This is a genomic window from Neopararhizobium haloflavum (assembly GCF_002750855.1).
Classification (GTDB): Bacteria; Pseudomonadota; Alphaproteobacteria; order Rhizobiales; family Rhizobiaceae; genus Georhizobium; species Georhizobium haloflavum.
The window spans coordinates 327,722-354,257 of record NZ_NWUC01000001.1 but is presented as its reverse complement, the minus strand read 5'-3'; the positions used below and the strand labels follow the sequence as shown (position 1 = coordinate 354,257).

At 62.4% G+C, this 26,536-nt stretch carries 24 protein-coding genes; 10 read left to right on the top strand and 14 right to left on the bottom strand.

The features are described from left to right. Window positions 1-83 precede the first annotated feature (83 nt). The 3 genes from CN673_RS01825 to CN673_RS01815 form a co-directional block, all read right to left on the bottom strand. Window positions 84-887, bottom strand: a complete 804-nt coding sequence (locus tag CN673_RS01825) for an ABC transporter permease (protein ID WP_099864466.1) — start codon at window positions 885-887, stop codon at window positions 84-86. Further along, complete coding sequence (locus CN673_RS01820; RefSeq protein WP_099864463.1) at window positions 884-1,885, bottom strand: ATP-binding cassette domain-containing protein; 1,002 nt, start codon at window positions 1,883-1,885, stop codon at window positions 884-886. Before CN673_RS01820 ends, CN673_RS01825 begins: the two co-directional genes overlap by 4 nt. A gap of 184 nt (window positions 1,886-2,069) precedes the next feature. Beyond that, window positions 2,070-2,765 carry a winged helix-turn-helix transcriptional regulator gene (locus CN673_RS01815; protein WP_099864459.1) on the bottom strand — a complete coding sequence of 232 codons (696 nt, stop codon included), beginning with the start codon at window positions 2,763-2,765 and terminating at the stop codon, window positions 2,070-2,072. 144 nt (window positions 2,766-2,909) lie between these two features. Here CN673_RS01815 and CN673_RS01810 point away from each other — a divergent pair, with 144 nt between their 5' ends. The 5 genes from CN673_RS01810 to CN673_RS01785 all read left to right on the top strand — a co-directional run bounded on the left by CN673_RS01810 (window position 2,910) and on the right by CN673_RS01785 (window position 5,863). After that, window positions 2,910-4,085 carry an acyl-CoA dehydrogenase family protein gene (locus CN673_RS01810; RefSeq protein WP_245409738.1) on the top strand — a complete coding sequence of 392 codons (1,176 nt, stop codon included), beginning with the start codon at window positions 2,910-2,912 and terminating at the stop codon, window positions 4,083-4,085. 127 nt (window positions 4,086-4,212) lie between these two features. Further along, on the top strand, window positions 4,213-4,701 hold the full coding sequence (locus CN673_RS01805; protein ID WP_099864993.1) for a DMT family transporter: 489 nt from the start codon (window positions 4,213-4,215) through the stop codon (window positions 4,699-4,701). Then, window positions 4,698-5,120, top strand: a complete 423-nt coding sequence (locus CN673_RS01800) for a DMT family transporter (RefSeq protein ID WP_099864455.1) — start codon at window positions 4,698-4,700, stop codon at window positions 5,118-5,120. Before CN673_RS01805 ends, CN673_RS01800 begins: the two co-directional genes overlap by 4 nt. Before the next feature lie 180 nt (window positions 5,121-5,300). Next, entirely contained in the window at window positions 5,301-5,510 is a 210-nt protein-coding gene (locus CN673_RS01790; RefSeq protein ID WP_099864451.1) for a cold-shock protein, read from the top strand. Between the two features lie 107 nt (window positions 5,511-5,617). Next, on the top strand, window positions 5,618-5,863 hold the full coding sequence (locus CN673_RS01785; protein ID WP_099864992.1) for a hypothetical protein: 246 nt from the start codon (window positions 5,618-5,620) through the stop codon (window positions 5,861-5,863). Between the two features lie 78 nt (window positions 5,864-5,941). On the opposite strand, the gene CN673_RS01780 is transcribed toward CN673_RS01785, so the two are convergent. From CN673_RS01780 to CN673_RS01770, 3 genes are all read right to left on the bottom strand, one after another. Continuing rightward, window positions 5,942-6,835 carry a cation diffusion facilitator family transporter gene (locus CN673_RS01780; RefSeq protein ID WP_099864449.1) on the bottom strand — a complete coding sequence of 298 codons (894 nt, stop codon included), beginning with the start codon at window positions 6,833-6,835 and terminating at the stop codon, window positions 5,942-5,944. A gap of 9 nt (window positions 6,836-6,844) precedes the next feature. Continuing rightward, entirely contained in the window at window positions 6,845-9,034 is a 2,190-nt protein-coding gene (locus CN673_RS01775) for an anthranilate synthase (protein WP_099864447.1), read from the bottom strand. A gap of 220 nt (window positions 9,035-9,254) precedes the next feature. After that, window positions 9,255-9,629: a hypothetical protein gene (locus CN673_RS01770; RefSeq protein WP_099864445.1), complete on the bottom strand. Its 375-nt coding sequence runs from the start codon at window positions 9,627-9,629 to the stop codon at window positions 9,255-9,257. A 190-nt stretch (window positions 9,630-9,819) separates the two neighbouring features. On the opposite strand from CN673_RS01770, the gene CN673_RS01765 reads away from it, so the two are divergent. Next, window positions 9,820-10,722 carry an extensin-like domain-containing protein gene (locus CN673_RS01765; RefSeq protein ID WP_099864443.1) on the top strand — a complete coding sequence of 301 codons (903 nt, stop codon included), beginning with the start codon at window positions 9,820-9,822 and terminating at the stop codon, window positions 10,720-10,722. Between the two features lie 15 nt (window positions 10,723-10,737). Here the strand turns inward: CN673_RS01765 and CN673_RS01760 are convergent, their stop codons facing one another. Both CN673_RS01760 and CN673_RS01755 read right to left on the bottom strand, forming a co-directional pair. Further along, on the bottom strand, window positions 10,738-12,348 hold the full coding sequence (locus tag CN673_RS01760; protein ID WP_099864440.1) for a BCCT family transporter: 1,611 nt from the start codon (window positions 12,346-12,348) through the stop codon (window positions 10,738-10,740). Between the two features lie 177 nt (window positions 12,349-12,525). After that, window positions 12,526-14,205 carry a formate--tetrahydrofolate ligase gene (locus CN673_RS01755; protein ID WP_099864438.1) on the bottom strand — a complete coding sequence of 560 codons (1,680 nt, stop codon included), beginning with the start codon at window positions 14,203-14,205 and terminating at the stop codon, window positions 12,526-12,528. A gap of 197 nt (window positions 14,206-14,402) precedes the next feature. Here CN673_RS01755 and CN673_RS20780 point away from each other — a divergent pair, with 197 nt between their 5' ends. Next, the gene (locus tag CN673_RS20780; RefSeq protein ID WP_157928758.1) at window positions 14,403-15,071 is read left to right on the top strand and encodes a DUF1236 domain-containing protein; all 669 of its coding nucleotides are present in this window, start codon (window positions 14,403-14,405) and stop codon (window positions 15,069-15,071) included. Window positions 15,072-15,152: 81 nt separating this feature from the next. Here CN673_RS20780 and putA read toward each other — a convergent pair whose 3' ends face one another. The 4 genes from putA to CN673_RS01725 form a co-directional block, all read right to left on the bottom strand. Continuing rightward, window positions 15,153-18,278, bottom strand: a complete 3,126-nt coding sequence (gene putA, locus CN673_RS01740; protein ID WP_099864433.1) for a bifunctional proline dehydrogenase/L-glutamate gamma-semialdehyde dehydrogenase PutA — start codon at window positions 18,276-18,278, stop codon at window positions 15,153-15,155. Between the two features lie 159 nt (window positions 18,279-18,437). Beyond that, a complete protein-coding gene (locus CN673_RS01735; protein ID WP_099864431.1) occupies window positions 18,438-19,331 on the bottom strand; it encodes a hypothetical protein in 894 nt (297 codons plus the stop codon). A gap of 76 nt (window positions 19,332-19,407) precedes the next feature. Further along, the gene (locus tag CN673_RS01730; protein WP_099864429.1) at window positions 19,408-19,791 is read right to left on the bottom strand and encodes a c-type cytochrome; all 384 of its coding nucleotides are present in this window, start codon (window positions 19,789-19,791) and stop codon (window positions 19,408-19,410) included. Between the two features lie 135 nt (window positions 19,792-19,926). Continuing rightward, a complete protein-coding gene (locus CN673_RS01725) occupies window positions 19,927-20,511 on the bottom strand; it encodes a thymidine kinase (protein WP_099864427.1) in 585 nt (194 codons plus the stop codon). A gap of 137 nt (window positions 20,512-20,648) precedes the next feature. Here CN673_RS01725 and CN673_RS01720 point away from each other — a divergent pair, with 137 nt between their 5' ends. Further along, a complete protein-coding gene (locus tag CN673_RS01720; protein WP_245409736.1) occupies window positions 20,649-21,434 on the top strand; it encodes a HugZ family pyridoxamine 5'-phosphate oxidase in 786 nt (261 codons plus the stop codon). Window positions 21,435-21,495: 61 nt separating this feature from the next. After that, window positions 21,496-21,894: an ArsR/SmtB family transcription factor gene (locus CN673_RS01715; RefSeq protein WP_099864990.1), complete on the top strand. Its 399-nt coding sequence runs from the start codon at window positions 21,496-21,498 to the stop codon at window positions 21,892-21,894. Window positions 21,895-21,904: 10 nt separating this feature from the next. On the opposite strand, the gene rirA is transcribed toward CN673_RS01715, so the two are convergent. Then, window positions 21,905-22,369, bottom strand: coding sequence for an iron-responsive transcriptional regulator RirA (gene rirA / locus CN673_RS01710; protein WP_099864424.1), 465 nt, complete (start codon window positions 22,367-22,369; stop codon window positions 21,905-21,907). 154 nt (window positions 22,370-22,523) lie between these two features. Continuing rightward, window positions 22,524-24,152: an alpha-D-glucose phosphate-specific phosphoglucomutase gene (locus CN673_RS01705; protein WP_099864989.1), complete on the bottom strand. Its 1,629-nt coding sequence runs from the start codon at window positions 24,150-24,152 to the stop codon at window positions 22,524-22,526. 228 nt (window positions 24,153-24,380) lie between these two features. Here CN673_RS01705 and CN673_RS01700 point away from each other — a divergent pair, with 228 nt between their 5' ends. Continuing rightward, entirely contained in the window at window positions 24,381-26,474 is a 2,094-nt protein-coding gene (locus CN673_RS01700; RefSeq protein WP_099864422.1) for a putative bifunctional diguanylate cyclase/phosphodiesterase, read from the top strand. The last annotated feature ends 62 nt before the right edge of the window (window positions 26,475-26,536 follow it).

The following is a 26,536-nucleotide window of genomic DNA, read 5'->3' as shown; positions in this document are numbered from 1 at the left end:
CTGGCCGAATGCATTAAATGCCGTGTCGCGCCTCTTGCTCATGAGCAAGGCTATAGCCGAGGATGGCCGAACTGACAAGGCAGTTACCGGCGCCGGTAGAGCGCAAGCGTCACCGGGGCAAGCGCAGCGGTGATGAGCGCTGGCGCGATCAGGGCCAATCCGACATCGCCCCAGCTTCCTCCTCCATTCATCAGACCCCGGATCGCGGTCGTCATCAGGCTCACCGGGTTGACGTCGACGAAGGCGCGCAGCCAATCGGGCATCGTGGCCGGATCGACCATGATGTTGGAGGCGAAGACAAGCGGAAAAAGGAAGGTGAAGCCGAGCGTCATGACGGTTGTCGGCGTGCTGATCAGAAGGCCGAGTACGATGAAGATCCAGCCCATGCCGAATCCGATGGCGACAAGAAACGCGAACGCCCCGAGAACGCCGGGCAACCCCATTTCGGGCCGGTAGCCAAGCAGGAGGCCGATCGTCAGGATGATCGATGCGGCAATCAGATGACGCAGGATGTCACCCACCATCAACCCCGCAAAAGGCGCCAGCGGCCAGATCGGCAAGGAGCGGAAGCGGTCGAAGAGTCCCTTGCCCAGATCGGTCGATAGCCCCATGCCGGAATAGACCGCGTTGAACACCACCGTCTGAACAAGGATGCCGGGCAGGAAGAATTGAAGATAGTCGCTGGTGGATCCGGCCAGAGCCCCGCCAAAGACGAAGGTGAAGAGCAGCGTGAACATGATCGGGGTCATCACCAGATCGAACAGCTGCTCCGGCACATGGCGAAATTTGAGCATTGCGCGCCATCCGAACGTCAGCGCGTTCGAGAGCGCTGACGGTTTGGGCGGCCGCGCGACGGTCTTCAGCACGGCGGGCGGGGCGTCGCTCATGCGCTCATCCTTTCTTCTTCCGCGTCCCTGCTCTTCTCGCCGGTGAGCGCGAAGAAAACCTCGTCGAGGCTCGGCTGCCCCATCGAGAAATCGGTGAGTTCGATCCCCTGCGCGATCAATGCGGCCAGCGCCCGGTTGGCGGCCTCCGCAGATCCGGCCATCGCCGACAGTTCGGCGCCCTCGGCAGACTGCTGGATCTCCACGCCGAGTTCTTTCTCAAGTACGGCCGCCGCCGCCGCGCGCCGCGAAGCATCTGCAAGCGAGACATGCACGAAGCCCGAACCCGTCTGCGCCTTCAACTCGCGGCTCGTCCCCTCGGCGATCTTTCGCCCCTTGTCGATGACGGCGATGCGCGCGGCCAGTTGATCAGCTTCTTCCAGATATTGCGTGGTCAACAGGATCGTCACACCCGATAGCGCCAGTTCGCGGATCATCCGCCAGACATCCTTGCGTGCTGTCGGATCAAGCCCGGTCGTCGGTTCGTCGAGAAAAAGGACACCGGGTGTCACGATCAGCGAGGCGGCGATATCAAGGCGTCGTCGCATACCGCCGGAATAGGCCTTGACCTGTTTCGCCGCCGCAGCCGCGAGGTCGAACGCCGCGAGCAGGTCATCGGCACGCTCACGCGCATGACGCCCCTTGAAGCCCCAAAGGCGCGCCAGAAGAATGAGATTCTCTCGGCCTGTCAGGTCCTCGTCGAGCGAGGCGAATTGTCCGGTCATGGCGATGGCGCCGCGCACCGCATCGGGCTCGGAAACGAGATCATGTCCCATGACGCTCGCCGTGCCGGAATCGGGCCGCGCCAGGGTGGCGAGCATGCGCATCAAAGTCGTCTTGCCTGCGCCATTCGGGCCGAGAATGGCGAAGATCATCCCTTTGGGTACCAAAAGATCGATCCCTGCAACGGCCGTTACATCGCCGAAATGCTTGACCAGCCCGCGCGCATCGATGGCGGCCGTCCCACTGTTGCGCGGCGAAAAGCTCGATATGTGCGACATTGCGGGATCCCATGTGAATGCTGGAAAGGCGGTGCTCTCCACAAGGACGTGCGGGCGGGGCGCGAACCGACATCGGCAATGAGAGAAATCCAGGAACCACCGGTCCTGTCCTGATGGACGGTCTCCTATAGCAGTTTTCGGACGATATTGAAGCAAAGGGCGCGGCGTCTGTGCGTGCAAGTGTCTACTGCACGCGGCGCGGTTCGCCGGCGAAGGGGCTGAGGCCGAGCCATTGTTGCATGGCGCGGGAGATGACGGGGTCGCCCTCAAGCTCCAGGTGGCCGGCATCGAGTTCATGACGCACCGCCGAAAGGCCCATCCAGATGGCCGTCATGATGCGCAGTGAACTCCTCACGAACAGATTGACCTCGAAGCCCGGATCGAAGCCGCACAGATCGACGTCGCCCTCATCGACGACCAGCCACCAGCGCTGCTTTGCAGCCGGCAGTTCGGGGTACAGGAACTGAATCGTGCAGCGCCGCTTCGGCAACGGATCGGGGTTGAGGCGGCGGCGCATGTCCCACATCAGCAAGGATGGATCAAGATTGCGCAGCGACAGCTCGGATTCGACCCACCGCTGCCCCCAGGATCCGAGTTCCATCACGATCGGCCGGAGCTCTTCGCCAGCGGGTGACAGCTTGTAGGCCACGATCGAGCCGCCGCCGCCACGCTCCGCCTCGATGATGCCGGCCTGCTCCAGGCCCTTCAGCCGCTTGGAAAGCAGGGCGGGCGACATGCGCGGTACGCCGCGTCGGATGTCGTTGAAGCGTGCCGGCCCGCTCAGAAGCTCCCGGATGACGAGCGCCGTCCATCGGGTGCAAAAGATCTCCGCCGCCATCGAGACGGGGCAGAATTGGCCGTATCCTCCGCGGTCCTCCATACCCGATCACCCTGAGCAGCCAGCCCTCGGCGAGCATACAGCGAAGCCGATCGAGGCGCCATGGACGCCCGATTCATTTCCTGAACTGGACGCGCTTGCCGTCCGGGCGGAAAATCTGCCCGCAATGATGAAGGAGTGACCATCATGTCGATTGCAACAATGGACGCATCGGCTCTGGGGCAGCCGTATCATTCAAATGGCAGCGCATCGCTGGCCGAAATCGTCAACGATCTGACGCCGGCCCTGGCGGCGCGGGCATCGGCAGCGGACGAAACGGATGTTTTCGTGGCTGAGAACTACGCAATGCTGAAGCAAGCCGGCCTCGTTGCTGCCGGGGTTCCCGGCGAATTGGGCGGAGGCGGCGCGGATGTCGCCGAACTCGCCGACATGCTGCGCCGTATGGCGCATGCCTGCGGCTCCACGGCACTGGCGTTTTCAATGCATACCCATCAGGTCGCCATCCCGGCCTGGCGCTGGCGTCATCAGAAAGTGTCCGCCGTGGAACCGCTGCTGAGGCGGGTCGCTACCGAAAATATTGTTCTGCTGTCGAGCGGCGGTTCCGACTGGATCGGCGGCTCGGGTGAGGCCCGCAAGGTGGAGGGCGGCTATCGCGTCTCGGCCCGCAAGGGCTTTACCTCCGGCGCCGAAGCCGGCGATCTGCTGATGACGGGCGCGATCGCCAAGGAGGCAGATGGCACGGCCAAGGTTGTCCATTTCGGCGTCCCGATGAAAGCGGCTGAAGTGAAGGTCGACAAGACATGGCGAACGCTGGGCATGAGGGGAACGGGCTCAAACGACGTCTTGATCGATGATCTTTTCATTCCCGATCAGGGCGTTGCCTTGACGCGCAAGGCGGGCGAATGGCATCCCGTCTTCCAGATCATCGCGACGATCGCCTTTCCACTGATCTACGCCGCCTATCTCGGCGTTGCGGAAAGCGCCCGCGACATCGCCGTGAAACTCGCCGGCAGGAAGGAACCGACGCCCTACGCGCTGGACATCGCCGGCCGCATGGACACGGCACTTCGCGCTGCCCAGCTCGCACACCGGCACATGGTGTCGATGGTGAACGACACGGTCCCCGATGCCGACAGCGTCAACGAGACCATGATCGGCAAGGCACTGGTCGCACAGAACGCCATCCGCGCCGTCGAACTGGCGATGGAACTTGCCGGTGGACCCGGCTTCTACCGCAGCCAGGGACTTGAGCGCCGCTTCCGCGACATCCAGGGCGCGCGCTATCATCCTCTCCAGTCCGGCCAGCAGGCGCACTACGCCGGTGCGCTCGCGCTTGGGCGGCCGGTCGAGGCGATCTACTGACAACTGGTCGACGGCCGGGATACCGGTCGTCGACCTCCGCTGACATTTGGCGGATAGGCGGCGAAGGCGCGCCGTGGCAGTTTGTGGGCCTCACCTGATGATTCCCGCAGACAAGAAGACCGGCGTCATGATCGATCCCTCCCGCCAGCGCATCAACCCGCTGCACCTTGCTGCTGCCTTCGGGACAGGCGGTCTGTTGACGCTGATGGTCCATTTCAATGGCGAGCTCGCGCGATATGGCAATGCGCTTTTTTCCTCCTGGACGGCGCATGGCACGGGCACGCTTGCAGCACTCGCGCTGCTGGCCGCTCTGTCGCTACGCCGACACGTCGCCGATGACGGCGCGAAGACGCCAGCACCGCTCTGGGCCTATCTCGGCGGCATTTCGGGCGCCGTCACTGTCATGCTGACGGCGGTGACGGTGAATTCGCCGTTGGCGCTCTCCGGCACGCTGGCACTCGGGCTCGCGGGACAGGTCGTGTTCGGGCTTGCGGCCGATCGCTGGGGGCTCTTCGGGCTTCCCCGGCGCCGGCCCGACCTGCGTGATATCGGCGCCTTGGCGCTCATCGTCTGCGGCAGCCTGATCATCATCGTCTTTGCGATGGAGCCGGCATGACGTTGAATATCCTCTTTGCTTGCCTGGCCGGCCTTTTGGTCGGCGTCAGCCGGCAGGTAAACGGGCGGCTCAGCCTGTCGACATCGCCGCTCATCGCATCTTTCTGGAACCATCTGGTGGGCTTCGTTGCGCTGACGGCGTTCGGCTTCGCCGTCGGCGGCCTCATCCCGCCTGGCGCAGCTGATGCCCCCTGGCACGCCTATGTCGGTGGTCCCATCGGCGTCATCTTCGTCGCAGCCGGCAGCTGGCTGATCCCTCGCATCGGCGCGATCAACACCGCACTGCTCGTTATCGGTGGCCAGATGGTCTCGGGTGTCGTCCTCGATGCGCTGCGAACGCCCTCCCCCGCTTTTCTCGCGAGCGCGCTTGGCGTCGCACTCATCCTCTCCGGCATGGCGCTGACACACAGGCGCCGTTGAGAGCGCCTTGTTTTGAACACGAAGATGCTCTAGGAGACGGTCATCGATATTGCTTGTTGAACTTTGTTACCGCGCGCCAGAGGGCGCACCCGACGATTTTCCCTCTCAATTCGACCGAACCGTTCGCCGGATGATCGTCCGCGCGAGCAAGACTGCGTGACCGATTGAAAGGACATCGTCATGGCTACAGGTACCGTAAAATTCTTCAACTCCACCAAGGGCTTCGGCTTCATCCAGCCGGACGACGGCGCTGCTGACGTCTTCGTACACATCTCGGCCGTTGAACGCGCTGGCATGCGCACGATCGTTGAAGGCCAGAAGCTGAGCTTCGACGTCGTCAAGGACAACCGCTCCGGCAAGAGCGCCGCAGAAAACCTGCAGGCTGCTTAATCAGGATATCATCTGGATGTGACCGCGGATGTACCGGCACGTTTGAGATGAATGGAGAGGTCGGGTTCATCCCGGCCTTTTTGCTTTTTCTGAAAAGGAGTTCGGGCATGACCGAGGAAACCACGAAAGACAACCTGTTTCGCCCGAGCCGTTCGAAGGCCGAAACGAAGGCCGAGATAACGGACAACGCGGCGCGCGCCGCCATCCAGGCCGAAGTCGATCGTCGGGAGTCCAAGACCGCAAGGCTCCGTGAGGCTCGCCTCGCAATCGAGGAACAGGCTGCCGCAGAAGCGGCCGCAGCACCGGCCAAGCCGACCAAGCGCAAGCCGCGCTCGAAGACAGCGAAGACCTGAGAACGTTCCTGGCCGAGCTTTCATTCGGCTCGCGCCCGCCGCGCAAAGCCCCTTCGGTGCAAAGCTGAAGGTCTCTACCTAGATGCGCACGCCATGCGCCTTGACGCCCTCCGGCTCGACATGGATGGCGATCCGTGCTCCCGGCAATTTCCGACGAATGGCATCCTCGATCCGGTCGCAGATTTCGTGCGATCGCGCGACGCTCATGTCCGCGGCGACCACCATGTGGAAATCGATGAAGGTGACGGCCCCCGCCTGTCTTGTCTTCAGGTCGTGAACGTTGAGCGCTCCGCCCGAGTGGTCCGCGATCGCCTGCTTGATGGCCGCGTCGTCCTCCGGCTCCACGGCCCGGTCCATCAGGCCGCCGACGGACGCCAGGATCACCTTGGACCCCTGCCAGAGAATGTTGGCCGCAACGATGATGGCGAGCAGCGGATCGAGAATGGCGAACCCGGTGAAAATGGCAGCCACGAGCCCCACGAACACACCGAGCGACGTGATCACGTCGGAAAAAATGTGCCGGCCATCGGCGACCAGTGCAGGTGAACGGTGCGCGCGACCGTTCGTTATCAGGAGATAGGCCCAACCGGCATTGACCGCGGCGGCGAGCATGTTGATCGCAAGACCGGTCACCGGCGCTTCGGGCAATTGCGGCGCAAAGAGCGCAGGCAGGGCCTGCTGCATGATTGCCAGCGCCGCAACGACTATCAGCACGCCTTCGATTACGGCAGAAAGATACTCCGCCTTGTGATGGCCGAAAGGATGGTCGTCATCCGCCGGCTTTTGCGCATAGGAAATCGCATAGTAGGCGATCAGCGCGGCAATGATGTTGACGATCGACTCCAGGCCATCGGACAGCAGCGCGACCGACCCCGTCACCCACCATGCAACCAGCTTGAGGCCGGTCACTGCAACGGCGACGGGGATCGACCAGAAGGCGAGCCGCCTGACACGTCGGTTCACTTCAACCATACGAAGGTCTCAAGCCGCCTCAACCTTGCGACGGCGCGACAGATGCGCGACGACATTCTCGATCATTTTCATACCGACGTCGCCGCCAAGGCTCATGATCGATTCTGGATGGAATTGAACGGCCGCGACGGGCTCGCGGGCATGTTCTATGCCCATGATGGTTCCGTCCTCGCTTTCGGCCGTGATCGTGAAATCGGCAGGCAGGCTGGCCGCATCGGCGAAGATTGAGTGGTAGCGACCAACAGTTACCTCGAAGGGAAGTCCGGAGAAAACCGTCCCCGGATCGACGATCCGGATGCGCGAGGGTTTGCCATGCATCGGCAGGGCCAACTGGCGCAACTCTCCGCCATAGGCCTCTGCCAGCGCCTGAAGCCCGAGACAGACGCCGAACATCGGGATTGCGCGCGCCCGCACCCGCTTGATCGTCGCCTTGCAATCGAAATCCTTCGGGCTTCCGGGGCCGGGTGACAGGACCACGAGATCAGGGTCGAGCCGCTCCAGGAGATCGTCCGCGACCGGCGAACGCACCGTGGTCACTTCGGCACCGGTCTGGCGGAAGTAATTGGCCAGCGTATGGACGAAACTGTCCTCATGATCGACCAGCAGGATGGAAAGACCGGCTCCGACTTTGTCGGTCTCCTGCCTGTCCTGTGGCGTCTTGCCCGCGCCGGCATCACGAATGGCCGAGATCATGGCCGATGCCTTCAGTTCGGTCTCCGCCTCCTCTTCTTCCGGCACGCTGTCATAAAGCAGGGTGGCACCGGCGCGCACTTCCGCCACGCCATCCTTGATGCGGATCGTCCTCAGCGTCAGGCCGGTGTTCATGTCGCCATTGAAGTTCACCATCCCGATCGCTCCGCCGTACCAGGCGCGCGGGCTCTTCTCGTGATTCTCGATGAACCGCATGGCCCACAGCTTCGGCGCACCGGTCACCGTCACGGCCCAGGCATGGCTCAAGAACGCATCGAACGCGTCCATGCCATCGCGAAGCCGCCCCTCGATATGATCGACCGTATGAATGAGCCGCGAATACATCTCGATCTGACGACGGCCGATCACCTTGACCGAGCCGGGCTCGCACACGCGAGACTTGTCGTTGCGGTCGACATCGGAACACATCGTCAGCTCCGACTCGTCCTTCTTCGAGTTCAAAAGCTTGAGGATCTGTTCGGAGTCGGAGATTGCATCGTCGCCGCGCTTGATGGTTCCCGAGATCGGGCATGTCTCGACCCGCCTGCCATTGACCCGGACGAACATTTCCGGCGAGGCGCCGATCAGATATTCCTGATCGCCGAGATTGATGAAGAAGGAATAGGGTGACGGGTTGATCGCCTTGAGGCGCCTGGAGATCGCCGACGGGTTCGATTGGCAGCGTTCCTTGAACATCTGTCCGGGCACCACCTCGAAAAGATCGCCGCGGCGAAAGCTTTCCTTGGCCTTGCGCACCAGTTCCGCATACTCGCCCGGCTGATGGTCGCAGCGCTCCGGCACCACGTCGGATGGGCAAAATGGCTCGGCCTCGATTGCCCCGTCCTGCCCCTTTGTCGTAACGCCTGCCTTTTCGAAGTCGTAGCGGTCGACCCAGGCTTTTGCGGAATAGTGGTCGACGACGAGAATCTCATCGGCGAGGAACAGCACGACGTCGCGCTGGTCCGCCGGCCGGTCGAGCTTGAGGGGAACCGGGTCGAACTGAAACGCCAGATCGTATCCGAATGCGCCGTAAAGGCCGAGATTGCCGTCCTGGTCCGAGCGGAAAAGATCGACGATCGAGCGGATCACGGTGAAGACGGTCGGCGCGCGCGAGCGTTCCTCTTCGGTAAAGCTTCGCGACGGCATGTCGACCGTGATCGGCAGTCTTCGCGACTCAAGCGGATGCAGCGAAATCTCGGGCTGGCCTTTCAGATGCGCGGCAACCACCGCAAGAAGCGCCTCGCCCCGCCCGTTATAGGCCTCGATCGTGATCTCTCGCCCTTTCGACGTGATGCCGAGCGGCGGATCGACGATAGCCGTATCCCAGCGCGTATAGCGGCCCGGATACTCGTAATTGGAGGAAAACACCGCGCCGCGCCGCTCGTCCAGTCGGTCGATATAGCTGTCGATCGCGTCGTCGTAGCTGATCGGCCTGCGCGCGCGCGTCACCGTCACACCGCCCTCGGTTTCGAACTGCTCCGAGCCGTCCGCAAGCATCGTGGTCGCCATCGATTGTCACCCTCTTCGTTCTGGCCCATGTCGCGTCCCGCGCGGGCTGGAACAAAAAAGCCGCCGGGAGATCCTCCAGGGCGGCTTCGGTCTTTCAGTCACGCACGACTGGTCGCGGCCGCCTTAGCGAGCCCACCACCAATTGTTGCTGTTGCGTGCCGTCATCATGCAGATTTCATTAGCCGCGATCCTCAGGCGGCGCAACCGAATTCGGCCGCCCTCACACGACGCGACGATGGCTGCGGACGACGACGACGAGGAAAAGGACCATGGAGACGAAGGTTGCGATCGAGCCGAGCGCCGCCAAGGCTTCCGTGGTTCCGCGGATTGCAAGGGCGATGCCCGGCACCATCAGCCACAGTCCCACCGTTGCCAGCACGAAATGCACACGGGGAAGCATCCCTTGAGCCGCATGCGGCACCAGATGATAAAAGATACCGAATATCGCCATCGTCACCCAACCGACGAGATTGAGGTGGCCATGAGCCGGCGACAGCGTGTGATCGTGGCTGATCGCCATATAAAGCCCGAAGATCATTCCGGCGGCGACGTAAAGTGCGGCCGACAGGAAGAACCAGTAGGAAATTCCCCGCATCGAAACCCCCGAAGGATGTCCTGCCCCAATGCATGGACAGTCTACAGGCCGGCCGGCGGCGAACAATCTCCTCTTTCGGAGGAACCCTCCGGCCTCAGGCGCATTCGTTTCACACCATGTCGCGCGGGCACGTCGTTCGTGAAGTGACACCGGAGCCGCGCCACGGTCTCCTGCGGCAAAGAGGGGAATCATGCTGAAAAATCCAGTTGCTCGTGGGTCACGGTTTTTTCGCTGCGCCGTGCTGGCGTGCATGGCCGGCACGAGCCTTTGTCTCTCCTCGACACCGCCCTCGGCTCAGGAAGCACGTCCTCCAGTCCCAGAAGAAGCCCCCGTTCCCGCCGAACGTCCCGACCCGCCGTCCGACCAGCCTGAAGAGCCGGCCGAGAAAGAAGCTGCAGGGGATGACGAGGCGGGCGAAGCTTCAACCAGTGAAAGCGACGATACGGCCAAGGCGTCGCAGAGTGATGCCTCAGGCGGCGACGACGATGAGAGCGAGACCGTATCTCCTCCACCCGAGGAAGACGCGGCGGCGCTTCGCGTGTGCCGCGCAGCGCTTCGCGGTCTCGGCGCAACGTTCGAGCGCGGCGATCCGATCCTGCCGAATGGCAGCGACGAGGCAGGCTGCGGCGTCGCGGCACCCTTCACCGTTTCGCAGATCCTGCCTGACATTGAGCTTGAGCCCGAGACGCAAATGCGCTGCGAGGTGGCGCTCAACCTCGCGCGCTGGGTGAAGAAGGAGGTGTTGCCGGCCGCCGCCGCTCTCGATCTCGGCCCAGTCACCGCGCTCAACCATGGCTCCACCTATGTCTGCCGCTCTCGCAACAATATCGAGGACGCCAAGATTTCCGAGCACGCGAAAGGCAATGCGGTCGACATCATGAGCTTTGCGTTCGAGGACGGCACGACCATTGCCGTCTCTCCGAAGGAAGGGGACGGAGACGCCGCGGAGGCGTTCCAGAAGGCCGTGGGCTCAGGCGCCTGCCTCTATTTCACCACGGTGCTCGGCCCCGGATCCGACCCCTATCACGACGACCACCTGCACCTTGACATCGCCCAACGCAACGGCGGTTTCCGGCTCTGTCAGGCACCGTAGCGTCGCGGCGCTCCGTCATAGCTCCTTGAGCTTCGGCGGTGCGCCAACCTCCACCTCGCTGACGTCCTCGCTCGCAAGCCCCTTCATCAGCGCGAAGACCATGGCAAAGACCATGATGAAGATCGGCAGCCCGATCACGGTGATGACCTGCTGCAGCGCTGTCAGTCCAGCCTCGCCGGCCAGGACAATGAGCATGACGGCGACCGCGCCTTCCGAAACGCCCCAGAAGACTCGCTGGCGCGTCGGGCCTGGCTCGGCATCGCCCGTGCACAACATGTCGACGACGAGCGAAGCTGAATCCGAGGAGGTGGCGAAGAAGATCGCCACGATGACGATCGCCAGCCCCTGGATGAGCGTCGTGAACGGGAAGTGCTCGAAGAATGCGAACATCGCAAGCGGCACGCTCTCCTCGACCGCCGCCGTCATCTGGCCGGCCTCGGCGCCCAATGCGTCACGCGCGGCCTGGCCGATGCCGTCGATCTCCATCGCCGACCACCCGAAGATGGCGAACCAGACGAGGGTGAAGAGCGAAGGCGCGAAGAGCACGCCCAGCACGAATTCGCGGATCGTGCGTCCTTTCGAAATCCGCGCGACGAAAATGCCGATGAACGGCGACCAGGTCACGGTCCAGGCCCAGTAGAACACGGTCCAGTCCGCTTGCCAGCCCCAGCTGCCGCCTTCGCTGGTGTATTGCGCCATCATGTCGTTCCAGAACGCCATGGGGATGATGTTCTCGATGTAGATGCCCAGCGTCTCAATGATCCCGCGCAGCAGGAAGATCGTCGAGCCGGTGAAGAGCACGAACAGCATCAGACCCGTCGCCATGGCGATATTGATGTTCGACAGCAGCTTCACGCCCTTGTCGAGCCCGGCGACGATCGAGGCTGTCGCGACCGATGTCAGGACGACGATGATCGCGACCTTGGTGACGACATTGTCGGGTACGCCGAACAATTCGCTGAGACCCGCATTGATCTGCTGCGTGCCGAGACCGATGGAAACCGCGACACCGAATAGCGTCCCAAGAAGCGCGAATATGTCGATCGTCTTGCCGATCGGCCCGTGAATGCGCTCCTTCAATATCGGGTAGAAGACGGAACTGACCCGGACCGGCAGATTGTAGCGATAGATGAAGTAGGCAAACGCCAGACCCGGCAACGTGAAAATCGTCCAGGTATGCAGGCCGAGATGATAGAGCGAGAAGCCCATCGCCTCTTCCGCCGCCTCCACGGAGAACGGCGTGACATCGGCATGGGGCGGGCTGGAGAAGTGATAGATCGGCTCGGCAACGCCCCAGAACATCAAGATCGTGCCGATCCCGCCGGCAAACAGCATGGTGAACCAGGACAGGTTGTCATAGGCGGGCTTGGCATCCTGGCCGCCGAGCCGGATGGCGCCATAGCGGCTGATGGCCACCCAGAGCAGAAAGAACAGCCAGACATTGACGCCTAGGATGAAGAACCAACCCAGATTGGTCACCACCCAGGTGCGGCCGGCCTCGAACGCATTGCCGATCGCTTCGGGAGCGATGACCAGAGCCAGAAGGAAGACCAGCATGAATGCGGCCGATACGAAGAAGATGATCGGATCGGTTCGCAATCCGAGCTTGTGCGCCAGTTCATCCAAAGCCTTGCTCCCTCTCGCTTCTAATCCACCTAGGCGGATCGTCGCGGCCGGCAAGACCCCATTCGACAGCCCGAGCCGCGTGTTGGCGACGTGGACGAAAGGCCCACACGCACCGGCAAGAGTGGCGGGCAACCGAGCCGGACGCAACCCGTGGTCGTGTCTGCGATGGCCCGTCCTCTAGAAAAGGCCCTCGATTTCTCCTGATGCATTCAACCTGATCGTTTCTGCGGAAGGTGCTTGCGGCAGGCCCGGCATCGTCATGATCGATCCGGCGATGGCAACGACGAACCCCGCACCGGCCGAAAGGCGCACTTCGCGGATCGGCACGGTATGGCCGGTCGGCGCGCCTCGCAGATTGGGATCGGTCGAAAACGAATACTGAGTCTTCGCCATGCAGACGGGAAGATTGCCGTAGCCCTGCGCTTCCCACTGGTGAAGTTGATCGCGCACGCTCTTGTCGGCAATCGCTTCGGAACCGCGATAGATGCGCTGCACGATCGTCGTGATCTTGTCGAAGAGCTTCATGTCGTCCGGATAGAGCGGCGAGAACTGGGCGATCCCCGCGTCCGCCAGCGCCGCAACCTTTTCCGCCAGGTCCTCGATGCCTCGCGATCCGTGGGCCCAGTGCCGGCAGATGACCGCCTCCTCTCCATAGGACGCGACATAGTCCTTCATAGCGTCGAGTTCGGCTTCGGTGTCGGTCGCGAAATGGTTGATGGCCACGATCGCCGGCACGCCGAACTGTTTGACGTTTTCGATGTGCCGCCCGAGGTTGGCGCACCCCTTGCGCACCGCTTCGACGTTTTCGCGGCCCAGATCGCCTTTCGCGACACCGCCATTCATCTTCATCGCGCGAACCGTCGCGACGATGACGGCGACAGCCGGCTTGAGCCCTGCCTTCCGGCATTTGATGTCGAAGAATTTCTCGGCCCCGAGATCGGCACCGAACCCAGCTTCCGTGACCACATAGTCAGCCAGCTTGAGCGCCGTTTTCGTAGCGATGACCGAGTTGCACCCATGTGCGATGTTGGCGAAAGGGCCGCCGTGCACGAAGGCGGGATTGTTTTCCAGCGTCTGCACGAGATTCGGCTGCATTGCGTCCTTGAGCAGCACGGTCATCGCCCCATCCGCATTGATGTCGCGGGCATGCACCGGCGTCTTGTCACGGCGATACGCAATGATGATGTCGCCGATCCGACGCTCCAGATCGGCAAGGTCGCGCGCCAGGCAAAGGATTGCCATGATCTCGGATGCGACGGTTATGTCGAAACCGGATTCGCGCGGAAAACCGTTCGCCGTCCCGCCCAGCGAGCAGACGATCTCGCGCAGGGCGCGGTCGTTCATGTCCATGACGCGGCGCCAGGCGACGCGGCGCTGGTCGATACCCTGCGCATTGCCCCAGTAGATGTGGTTGTCGATGAGCGCGGCCAGCAGATTGTGCGCCGAGGTGATGGCGTGGAAATCGCCTGTGAAGTGAAGATTGATGTCGTCCATCGGCACGACCTGCGCATGGCCGCCGCCGGCCGCCCCGCCCTTCATCCCGAAGCATGGGCCGAGCGATGCCTCCCGGATGCAGATCATCGCCCGCTTGCCGATGCGGTTCAGCCCGTCGCCGAGGCCGACCGTCGTCGTTGTCTTGCCCTCCCCGGCCGGCGTCGGATTGATCGCGGTGACGAGGATCAGCCGCCCGTCCTTTCGCCCATTGAGCCCCTCGATGAACGGCGCGGCGACCTTGGCCTTGTCGTGACCGTATGGAATGAGATGCTCGTGCGGAATGTCGAGCCGCGCCCCGATCTCCGCAATGGGAAGCTTTTTCGCCGCACGCGCGATGGCGATGTCCGATCCGTTGGCCGTCATTGGTCCTCCCGACCCTATTGGTTCTCGTTGTCCATCGCTTGCCACTGTAAGCGAGAAACGACGCACGCCTTGGCGTCATGCGACATCACGCATTGTCCCAGCGCCATATGCAAACTGAAAAAGAACGGGCGGAACCTCAACGGCTGTCACGTGTTTTCCGGGGCGAAGGGACGTGCCCAAACGAAAGGATAACAATAATGAACAAGAAGCTTCACAAACTGCTCGCGGCGAGCCTCATGGCTGGCACTTTCGCAATCGCACCCGTCTACGCCCAGGACAGCGGCAGTGATGGTAGCTCCGGCGGATCTGAATCAAGCTCGGATGCTGGTGGCGCAGATGCTGGCGGAGCGGATGCCGGTGGCACGGACGCTGGTGGAGCCGACGCTGGCGCAGATGCCGATGCAGGTGCGGATGCCGGTGCGGATGCAGACGCCGGGACCGATGCCGGTGCGGATACCGGCACGGAAGGTGGCATGAGCACACCTCCGGGCACGTCCGACGATCCGCAGACCGACGCCGGACCTGGTGAAGACACCGACGACGGTCAGATCGATACGCCGAGCGACACCGACATCGGCGTTGATTCTGACATTGATGGCACGTCCGGGACCTTCGATATCACCGCCGATCAGGAAACCGAGATTCGTCAGATCTTTGTCGAGACCGCACCTGAGCCGGTCGTTGTCGACTTCGATGTCGCGACGGGCGTCGTCGTTCCGAACACCGTGACGCTGGCACCTCTCCCGCCGACGATCATCGAGGTGGTCCCCGAGTACGAAACCTATCAGTATTTCGCGCTCGATGATGGCCGCATCGCGATCGTCGATCCCACGACCCTTGAAGTCGTCTACATTATCGAAGGCTGATCGTCCGATCAGAACCGCGACTGCGAAGCCGCCCCATGGGGCGGCTTCTGCGTGTTGGAGCCGATCTTCAGCCCCTGCCCTTCAGCCATCACCCATCGCGATCAGGCTGGCATTGCCACCCGCGGCCGCCGTGTTCACGGAGACGACCTGTTCCTGCGCAAACCGCGTCAGATAGTTCGGGCCGCCCGCCTTGAAGCCTGTGCCCGACAGACCTGAACCGCCGAAGGGTTGCGTCCCGACGACCGCGCCGATCATGTTGCGGTTGACGTAGATGTTGCCGACATCGAGACGGTCGACGACCTGGCTGACCGTCGAGTCGATCCGCGAATGCACCCCGAGCGTGAGGCCGTAGCCGGTCGATGCAATCTTGTCGAGAACCACATCAAGCTTCCCCGCCTTCCACCGGACGACATGCAGCACGGGTCCGAAAATCTCCCTGTCCAAAGCCTCGGCACGGTCCAGTTCGACGATATGCGGCGCAAAATAGGTGCCACCGGTCATTGGCTTGCCAGCATACCGCACTGTCTGGCTGGCGCCGCTCTTGTCGATGTGGGCCTGCAACATGGCGAGTTGGTCCTCATCGATCACAGGCCCGATATCTGTGGAGGGATCGGCGGGGTCACCGATGTTGAGGGCCTTGGCGGCGCCCTCGATCATCTCCAGCATACGATCGGCGACATCGTCCTGCACATAGAGCAGCCTCAGGGCGGAACAGCGTTGTCCGGCAGAGCGGAACGCCGACATGACGACATCGTCGGTCACCTGCTCGGGAAGCGCCGTCGCATCGACGATCATCGCGTTGAGGCCGCCCGTTTCGGCGATGAAGGGCACGATCGGCCCGTCCTTCTCGGCCAGCGTGCGATTGATCACACGGGCCGTTTCGGTCGACCCTGTGAAGGCCACACCGGCAAGCGCGGCGTGCCGTGTCAGGGCGGCGCCGACATCGCCGGCGCCCGGCAGATAGACAAGCACATCGGCCGGCACGCCGGCGCGATGCAGCAGGCGCACGGCCTCATATGCGATCAACGGCGTCTGTTCCGCCGGTTTGGCGATCACGCTGTTGCCAGCCGCCAGAGCGGCGGTCACCTGCCCCATGAAGATGGCGAGGGGGAAATTCCACGGACTGATGCAGCCGAAGACACCGCGCCCGCGCCAGCCATAATGATCGTCTTCACCCGTCGGGCCGGGCATTTCGCGCATCGCGCCGAAAAGGTCGCGGGCCCGCCCTGCATAGTAACGGCAAAAATCGACGGCCTCTCGAATCTCGGCGATGCCGTCGTCCAGCGTCTTGCCGGCTTCGCGCGACAACAGCGACATCAATCGGTCGCGGTCCTCCTCCATCAGGTCTGCCGCCTTTTCGATGATGGCGGCGCGCGCATCGGCCGGCATTCGTGACCAACGCACAAATCCTTTTCGCGCCGCAGCCATCGCCGGATCGACATCCGCCTCCGATGCGAAAAGCACCGTGCCGACCGTCCGTGAATGATCGACAGGCGATATGACGGATTGTGCCGTACCCGAGACCTTCAGGCCCGGCACCAGCGGCGCCGCATCGACAGGAGCCGTATGGCTGCGCATCCCGCTCAAGAGACCGTTCAGGGACTCCTCGCATCCAAGCTCGATCCCGGCGCTGTTGCGGCGGTCGCCATAGATCGCATGCGGCAGGGCGATCGCGGCATGCCGGGCCGACTTGCCTTCGTCCAGCGACAGATGGTCCTGAGGACGTCGCAGGAGTTCCGCGATCGGCACCTTGTTGTCGCCGGCGACTGTGACGAAAGACGAGTTGGCCCCGTTCTCCAGGAGCCGTCTGACGAGATAGGCCAAGAGATCGCGGTATCCGCCCACCGGCGCATAGATCCGGCAGGGCACGCGGTCGTTGCTCCTGGCAAGTTCGGAATAGACGGCCTCACCCATGCCGTGGAGCCGCTGGAATTCGAACCCGGAGCGATCCGACCCAGCCATTTCCAGGATCGTGGAGATCGTCAGTGCGTTGTGCGTCGCAAATTGCGGATAGATGCGTTGGCGCCGCTCCAGCATGTCGCGTGCGCAGGCAAGGTAGCAGATGTCCGTTGCCGGCTTTCGCGTGAAGACGGGATAATCGGCAAGTCCGCGTTCCTGCGCCCGCTTGATCTCGGTATCCCAGTAAGCGCCCTTGACGAGCCGCACCATCATGCGCCGGCCCAGCGACTGGCAAAGCTCGTCGATGAAGGCGATCACCTGCGGGGCACGCTTCTGGTAGGCTTGGATGGCAAGGCCGAAACCATCCCACCCCTCAAGCGAAGGATCGGAGAAAACGGCCGCGATCACGTCGAGCGACAGTTCCAGGCGGTCGGCCTCTTCCGCATCGATGGTGAAGTTGAGATCGAACGTCTTTGCTTGCTGAGCGAGTTTGAGTACGTCGGGGACCAGTTCGCTCAGCACCGCCTCACGATGCGTGGCGAGATATCGCGGATGCAGCGCGGAAAGCTTCACCGAGATACCCATCGTGTCGGGCAGTGCGCGCTTGCCGGTCTTCGTCTGCGCTTTCCCGATTGCCGCGATCGCATCGGAATAGGATTTGAAATAGCGTTTCGCGTCGTCATGGGTGCGCGCGCCCTCGCCAAGCATGTCGAAGGAGTGGCGATAGCCCTTGGCTTCGTTCTTTGCCGCACGGGAAAGCGCCTCCTCGATCGTTTCGCCAAGGACGAAGTGATGTCCGAGAAAGCGCATGGCCTGCCTTGTCGCTGTACGCACGGTCGGCATGCCGAGACGGCGCACGAGACCCTGCATCACGCCTTCGGGCGTTTCGCCCGGACGGATCACGCGCGCCGATAGGCCGAGCGCCCAGGCTGAGGCGGAAACGAACCAGGTATCGCCCTTTCCGTCCGTCGATTCGTGTTCGCTCCAATGGCCCTCACGCAGCTTGTCCTCGATCAGCTTGTCCTGCGTGGCCGCGTCGGGCACCCGCAACAGCGCCTCGGCCAGGACCATCAACGCCAGCCCCTCGCGTGTGGAAAGCCCGTATTCGCGCAGGAAATCTTCAACGCCGCCCATGGACCCCGCATTGTCGCGGATGGCCTTGATCAGGCGCCCCGCCCGTTCATCGACTGCCTTGTCCGCGGCGCCGTCCAACGCGATACGGCCAAGAAATGCCCGCATCAGCCGATCGTCGTCGCCCGCATAGGGCGCCGAGAACCGCGGTTGCGTCACATTGGTCTGGATCGTCATATCTATGCTCCGGAACGAAGATGGGTGCCGCGACGATAACAAATTCAGAGAATGCTTTTTGTCCATTTGTCGGCTTTTGCGCGCGACTTTGAACTGGCCGAGGCATCAAATCAGTCCAAAAGCTCATGCAGCTCGCCAGCGGCAAAACTTTAGGCGGTGTCAGCCGTCCACAGGCTCGCCGGCTGGGAGCGGACCGCCGAAGCGGGCGGCGTAGGCTGAATCCGCCAATTGCCTGCGCCGTTCGACATCGTCGAAACTCAGCAGTCCATCAGCCTTGAGATCGATGGTCGCGGCGAGGTAGCCGGCCGCTGGTCGCTCCTCATCCCCCGGCGCGTCAAGCCCGAGCGTCCCGCGTTCTATATCGACCCGCAGCTTGTTGATCAGCACCTGCAGTGCCGCAACGTGTCGCACGAGCCTCTGGAGATAGGCCTCATGGGGGCCGAGGCGGGCATCCAGGTGCTCCCGCCGCTTGACCAGCGTCATCTCGCTTTGCTGAAGATTGGCGATCGTCGCGTCGATCGCTTCCAACTCGGCGTACTCGTCGGTCTGGTCGAGATCGAGCCGCCTCAAGCCGAGATCGGCGTGACGCGCCCTTGCGGCGTCAAGGTCGCGCAGGATCGAACCGTAGCGATCATTCAATGCGGCAAGCTTGTCTTCCAGTTGTTCGACATCGAGCAGCACCGCGCCGCGATGGGTCGCCAGGTTCTCCACCAGAGCGGAAGCGATGTGCAGCCTGTCGAGGTCGCTGATCTGCGATTCGGGCGGTGTCCGTCTGAACCGGCGGCGCGAACGTTTCGGCGCCGGGTCATCGGACTGCGAGCCGAAAGCGCCGACCCCGGACAGGATCGGCACGAGTTTGACCGCCAGGTCTTCGACGGCATCCGATGCACGCTGGCCATCATGAATCGGCGCGCCGGCCACATCGTCGTCCGCATCGCCATCAAGGAGTGCCCCAAGCTGCGTCGAAACGTGCTGTGAAGCCACTCGCACGTCATGGATTGCCGAGCGGAGCGCATTCAGCGCATCCGCCGTTCCTTCATCCCGGTCCGCCATTTACGCTCCGCCAAATCTTCCGGACCGGTCAGAGCTAGCGCAATTCCTGCGCCGAGGACAGGGCGAATGCTGCGGACTATTCGGCCGCCGACGGGTCCGTCAGATAGGCGATCAGGTCGCTCAGACGCGTCTCATCCTTGATCCCGGCAAAGGCCATGCGCGTTCCTTCCACCACGCTGCGGGGATTGGCGAGAAATTCTTTCAGAGCTGCCTCGTCCCATACCTTGTCGCCTTCGCCGAACGCTTGCATCGCCTCCGAATATTCAAACCCTTCGACCGATGCGACAGGCCGCCCGACGATGTCGACGAGGTGTGGACCGACCCGGTTGGTCTCCGCATCGACGACGTGGCAGGCCTGACATTGTCGAAACGCTGCTTTGCCCGCCGCGGCATCCTGCGCCATGACTGGGGTAGCGAATACGGCAGCGGACAAGGCTGCAAGAACAATGCGCTGGACCATGATCCTGTCTCTCTCCCTGAAGGCCGGCGCGCCGGCGCTTGACTGGTCGCAGACAATTAAGGGCAAGGACACAGGCAGAGAAACCGGCCTATAGTACCGTCCGTACCAAAGACGGATATGGACGAAAGGCCCTCGCTAGAGGCGCGAGCCCATCAGTTCCAGCCAATGCCGCCGGCAGTACGAGACGTACTTGTCGTTGCCGCCGATATCGATCTGAGCCCCTTCCCGCACCGGCTCACCCGTTCCATCCATCCGCACCACCATCGTCGCCTTGCGTCCGCAGGAACATATCGTCCGGATTTCACGCAGTTCGTCGGCAATCGCCAATAGAGCGCGGGAGCCGGGGAAGAGATTTCCCTGGAAGTCCGTCCTCAGCCCATAGGACATGACCGGTATCGAAAGATCGTCGGCCACGCGTGCCAGTTGCCACACCTGTCGCTCGGTGAGGAATTGAGCTTCATCGACGAAGACACAGGCAACGGCGCCCTTCGCATGTTCCGCCTTCACGAATGCAAAAAGGTCATCGCCCTCCGTGAAAGGGGTGGCATCTTCGGCGAGCCCGATGCGCGATGCGATGCGACCGGAACCGGCGCGATCGTCGAGGGCGGCGGTGAGCAGCAGCGTGCGCATGCCGCGTTCGCGATAATTGTAGGACGCCTGGAGGAGCACCGTCGATTTGCCTGCATTCATCGATGCGTAGCTGAAATAGAGCTTTGCCATGAAATCCTCCGTGAGATGCGCAGCCGGGTAATGGGCTTGTCGCCAATTCCCTTGCCTGTTTGAAGACCCACGCAGCGCTTTCAACAGATCTGAGCACCGCGCTATGCTGGCGCTCCACGGCAAACGAGGAGAGACCGGTGCCGCAAGAAAAGTCCCCACCAGCCGAAGCGTCCCGAACCGGCGTGATCCGGGAGACCGATGCCGAAGCGCTGTCGCTGGCGCGCCGCCTGCTGCGCGGCGCACCGTACGGAGCGCTTGGCGTCATCGAACCGGAAAATGGATATCCGTCCGTCTCGCGCGCACTCATTGCGACCGACCCTTGCGGAGCGCCGGTCATCCTCGTATCGCAGCTTTCCGGTCACACGAACGCGCTCAAGGCTGACCCCCGCGCCTCGTTGCTGGTGGGAGAGCCCGGCAAAGGCGACCCGCTTGCCCATCCCCGCCTGACGGTTCAGTGCCGCGCCGGAACGATCCCGCCCGACGCACCGGACTACGGCGCGATCCGAAAGCGCTTCCTTGCCCGCCATCCGAAGGCGGAACTCTACGTCGATTTTCCCGATTTCCGTTTCATTCGCCTCTCACCACTTGCGGCCAGTCTAAACGGGGGGTTCGGCCGGGCCTATCGCCTGACCGCGGACGATCTTCTGATCGACAGTCCCGCCAGTCGTGAATTGGCACAGATGGAAGGTGACGCCATCGCGCATATGAATGGCGAACACGGCGATGCCATCGCCGCCTACGCAAAGGCCTTTGCAGGCGAAGCCTCAGGCTCCTGGCACATGACGGGGATCGACGCATGCGGGTTCGAGATCGCCAGCGGCGACCGGTTGCACCGGGTTGAGTTCGATGCCCCGCTTGCCTCGGCTGGGCAATTGCGCGGCATCCTCGTCGCAATGGCAAAGCGCGCAAGAGCAATCAATTAAATTCGAATGTCTCATTGCGTGACGGGAACCCTGCCCTGTTGCTAGCCGTTATTGCGTCATGATGAGCACGAGAACAGAATCCAACAACGCGGCCGAACGGCCCTCCTCCGAGCTGATCGAGGATGCCGAGGCGCTGAAAGGCAAATCGGACGAAGCAGCCGACCTGCTGTCCGCAATGTCGAATTCCAAACGGCTGCTGATTTTGTGCAATCTCGTTGACGGCGAGATGCCGGTCGGGCAACTCGCGGAAACCGTCGGTCTCAGCCAGTCGGCGCTGTCGCAACATCTGGCGAAGCTGCGGGCACGGAAATTGGTGGCGACCCGTCGTGACGCACAGACGATCTATTATTCGATCGCCTCCGACAGCGTCTATCGCGTGCTCCAGACGATCGGCGACATTTTCCTGAACCGGCACCTCGAGCCGGGCGGTCTGAAATCAAAACAGGCGGCGGCGAACTGACGCCTTCGGCCTATTGAACGGCGCCGATACCCTCGGCTTCCATCAAGCCGAGCAGCGAACGCATCTGCGGCCGATTCTCCACAAGGTCGGCTATGGTGTAGTCCTGAAGCACCGCGAAGAAAGCGTTCAAGGCCTTGTAGAGAGCGGCATTCAGCGAGCACGAGTCGATCAGCGGGCATTCTGCCGCGTCGTTCTCGAAACATTCCGCCATCGCGAAACTGTCCTCGGTCGTGCGCACCACTTCGTAGAGCGTGATCTCGGACGGTGCCTTGGCCAGGCGCACCCCGCCCTTGCGTCCACGAACGGTTTCCATGAGACCGGCTTCGACCAGAGGCTGGAGAATCTTGAAAAGAAAAAGCTCGGAAACACCGTAGGCGGCGGCGATCTCCTGCACCCGGCTCAACCTGCCACGGTCGGCCGCTGCGCAGTACATCAGCATCCGGATAGCGTAATTGGTCTGTTTGGTCAGGCGCATCTTGAAGATCCAAATCCTTAAATCGGGTCCACCCTACATAAAGGCTTAATTAGAATAATTCCAGACTGCGACTCGCATTTGTTCGCCTCCAAACCCATGCTACAGGAAAACATGAGTTGCAATGACAGCTTTGGGATTGTGGGCTTTTCCGGCCTCAGGTGACGACCGTCGGCCCCTTGCGTCCGGTTCTGGACGAAATGCCGGCGATTTCATCCGCGGCTCTGATGAGATCGGTCAACGCGTCCTGGGGATCGAGGTCGTGTTTCGCCACATCCGGCTCGAAGCGTTCCAGATAGACCCGCAGCGTCGCGCCGCTGGTTCCCGTCCCTGACAGCCGATAGACGATGCGCGAGCCGCCCTCCATGAAGATCCGGATCCCTTGCCGCTCGCTTCGCGACCCATCGATCGGATCGTCATAGGCGAAATCGTCGGCCCGCTCGACGATAACCGACCCGAAGCGGGTTCCGGCCAGGTTGGGCAGGCGCGCGCGCAGGGCCTCCATCAGATCTTCCGCAACCTCGACGTCGATGCCCTCGTAGTCGTGGCGCGAATAATAGTTGCGGCCGAATTCGGCCCAGTGCTCGACGGCGATCTGCGCAACGCTCTGGCGACGAACGGCCAGAATGTTCAGCCACATCAGGACCGCCCACAGGCCATCCTTTTCCCGCACATGGTCGGAGCCGGTGCCAGCGCTCTCCTCTCCGCATATGGTCACCTTGGCGGCATCGAGGAGGTTGCCGAAGAACTTCCAGCCCGTCGGCGTCTCATGCATGGCGATGCCGCGTTTCTCCGCGACCCGATCGGCTGCCTGGCTTGTCGGCATGGACCGGGCGATGCCCTTGATGCCCTTGCGATAGCCCGGCGCCAGATGCGCGTTTGCAGCGATCATCGCCAGAGAATCGGATGGCGTGACGAAGAAGTTCCGGCCGAGGATCAGGTTGCGATCGCCGTCGCCGTCGGATGCAGCGCCGAAATCGGGGCCGTCATCGCGCATCATCATGTCGAAGAGCGTTTTTGCATGGACCATGTTGGGGTCGGGATGGTGCCCCCCGAAGTCCGGCAACGGCTTCGTATGCATCATTGCCTCCGGGTCGGCCCCAAGGCGGCGAACGAAGATCTCTTCCGCATAAGGTCCGGTGACCGCATGCATCGCATCGAACACCATGCGCGAGCCGGACTTCAACAGGGTGCGGATGGCCGCGAAATCGACCAGCGTCTCCATGAGATTGGCGTAGTCGGTAACCGGATCGACGATCCTGACCTCGCAAGGGCCAACAGAGCAGCTTCCTAGGCTGGATATGTCGACATCGGGCGTCTCCGCGATGCGATAGCTGTCGATTTCCTTGCTGCGCCGGTAGATGGCCTCAGTCACGCTCTCGAACGCCGGCCCCCCGTTCTCGCCATTGTACTTGATTCCGAAATCCTCGTTCGGCCCGCCAGGATTGTGGCTGGCCGAAAGCACGATACCGCCGAGCGCCCCGTTCTTGCGGATGAGATGCGATGCCGCCGGTGTCGACAGAATACCGTTCCGGCCGATGAGCAGCTTGGAGAACCCGTTCGCCACCGCCATGCGGATTGCGGTCTGGATAACGGTCTCGTTGTAGTAGCGCCCGTCGCCGCCGATCACCAGCGCCCGGCCATCCCGCTTGTCCTGCACATCGAAGATCGATTGCAGGAAGTTCTCGACGTAATTGGGCTGCTGAAAAACCGGCACCTTCTTTCTCAGCCCGGAGGTTCCCGGCTTCTGGTCGTCATAAGGTGTCGTCTTGATGGTTTTGATCATGAGGCGGGCACTCGGCAATGGCGGGAAGGCAGTTTGATCGCGCATCATATCGAAGGCTTGCTGAAGCGCCAATCAGGCAGTGTGAAGGCCAAACGTCCGAGCAGCCCGAAGTTTCCGTCCGTGCACAAACGGAAAGAAATCTCGCATTGTGATCAATTCTCGCTGCGTCTTTCAGATTTATTTGGATTTGGTCGGCTATGCAGATCCTCTCTGGAGGGCTTAGCCATCATGATGACAATTCTGTCGTGCCTGGTTTACGAACACGACCCGCGTTTCCTGGCCGTCGCGGTCCTGATCTGCACGACCGGCTGCTACCTCACCATTCGGCTTTTCAGCCGGGTGCGCCGCTCGAGCGGTGGCAGACGCATCGCCTGGCTCTTCCTCACCAGCCTGCTTGCAGGTGGCACGATCTGGACGACCCATTTCACCGCGATGATCGGCTACCTGCCATCAGTGCCCTATGGGTTCGACGCACAATTGACCTATTTTTCGCTGGTCGCGGCGGTCGCCTGCATCTTCATCGCAATGCTGGTCAGCGCACTCGCACGGGAAAGCATGTTCGTCGAGGTCGGAGGGGCGCTGATCGGCCTGTCGATCGCCACCGTGCACTACATCGGCATGGCGGCCTATGACTTGCAGGGAACGGTCGAGTGGGATCGCAGCTTCGTGGTCGCTTCCGCCATATTGGGCGCGGCGTTCGGGGCGTTGGCGATGAATCGCCTGGCCCGTCCGCACACACGCTATTGCCGCCACGGCAGCACCGCATCTCTTTTGCTGGCGATCTGCGCCGTCCATTTTACCGGGATGGGCGCGATGACCGTTGTTCCCGACGCCTCGTCCCAGATGCCCGAACTCGTCTTGCCGCAGGGCGTGATGATGACGGGAGTCGTCTCCATCATGCTTCTCATCCTGGCAGCCGGCGCTGCCGTTCACTTCATCGACAGTGAAAACCAGAACGAAGCGATCCAGCGCTATCGCCACCTGGCCATGCACGACCCGTTGACCGGCCTGCCCAACCGCACCTACCTGACCACGACACTCGATTCCATGACCCGCGGCGTGCTTGATCCAGCCACCCGCCTCGCCATCGTCGCCTTCGACCTCAACCGCTTCAAGCAGATCAACGACGTGCACGGCCACACCGCCGGCGATGCCCTTCTTCGTGAACTGGGACGCCGACTTGCAGCATCGCTCCGGGATGGAGAGGTCGTCACCCGCATCGGCGGCGACGAGTTCGTGGCCATCAAGCCCGACATTCAGACCAAGTCGCAGGCCCGCGCCTTCGCCGAGCGTATCATCGAAGTCGTCGAGCAATCCTTCGAATACAAGCGCAATCCGCTGTCCGTCGGCGCCAGCATCGGTATCTCGCTCTTCCCGACGGACGGCCGCGCCGTCGACATGCTGCTGACACGCGCCGATCTGGCGATGTACCGCGCCAAGGAGGCCGAAGGGCAGCGCATCTGCTTTTATGATGTGTCGATGGACGAGAGCAATCGCTCCAAGAGCGCGCTGGCGTTCGACCTGCGCCAGGCCATCGCCCGCAACGAGCTGGAACTCTATTATCAGGCCCAGAACGACACCGCGTCCCGCCGTCTCGTCGGGTTCGAGGCGCTGTTGCGCTGGAACCATGCCGAGCGCGGGCTGGTCTCTCCGGTCGAGTTCATTCCCATCGCCGAGCAGAGCGGGCTCATCTGCGATATCGGCGAATGGGTGATCCGCGAGGCGTGCAACGAAGCTGCGACCTGGCAGGATCCGTTCCGCGTCGCCGTCAACGTCGCGCCGCTTCAGTTGGCGCAGAACAATCTGCCGACCATCGTCCATGAAGCGCTGCTCAATTCCGGGCTGGAGGCGTCGCGCCTCGAGCTGGAGATCACCGAGTCGGGCATCATCGCCGACCAGGCCCACGCACTTCATATCGTCCGCCAGTTGAAGGCGCTTGGCGTGCGCATTGCGATGGACGATTACGGCACGGGATATTCGTCGCTGGCCACGCTGAAGAACTTCCCCTTCGACAAGATCAAGATCGACCGCTCGTTCGTCGACGGCGTCATTTCGAGCCCGCAATCCGCCGCGATCGTCCGCGCGACGATCATCCTCGGCGCAAGCCTCGATATCCCGGTCCTCGCCGAGGGCGTCGAGACCGAGGAACATCTGGAATTCCTGAATGCCCAGGGCTGCAAGGAAGTGCAGGGCTATTTCTTCGGACGGCCGATGCCCCAGTCGCAGCTCGATTCCTTTGTGCGCCAGAGCGGGCCTGTCGGCATTGCTGCGCCCGAGACTGCCCGGCCAAAGAACGAAGGACCCGACCGGCAAGTCGCCTGACCGGCGAGAACACGAAATGCAGGCAATAAAAAACCGGCTCTGGGGGAGAGCCGGTTTTTATG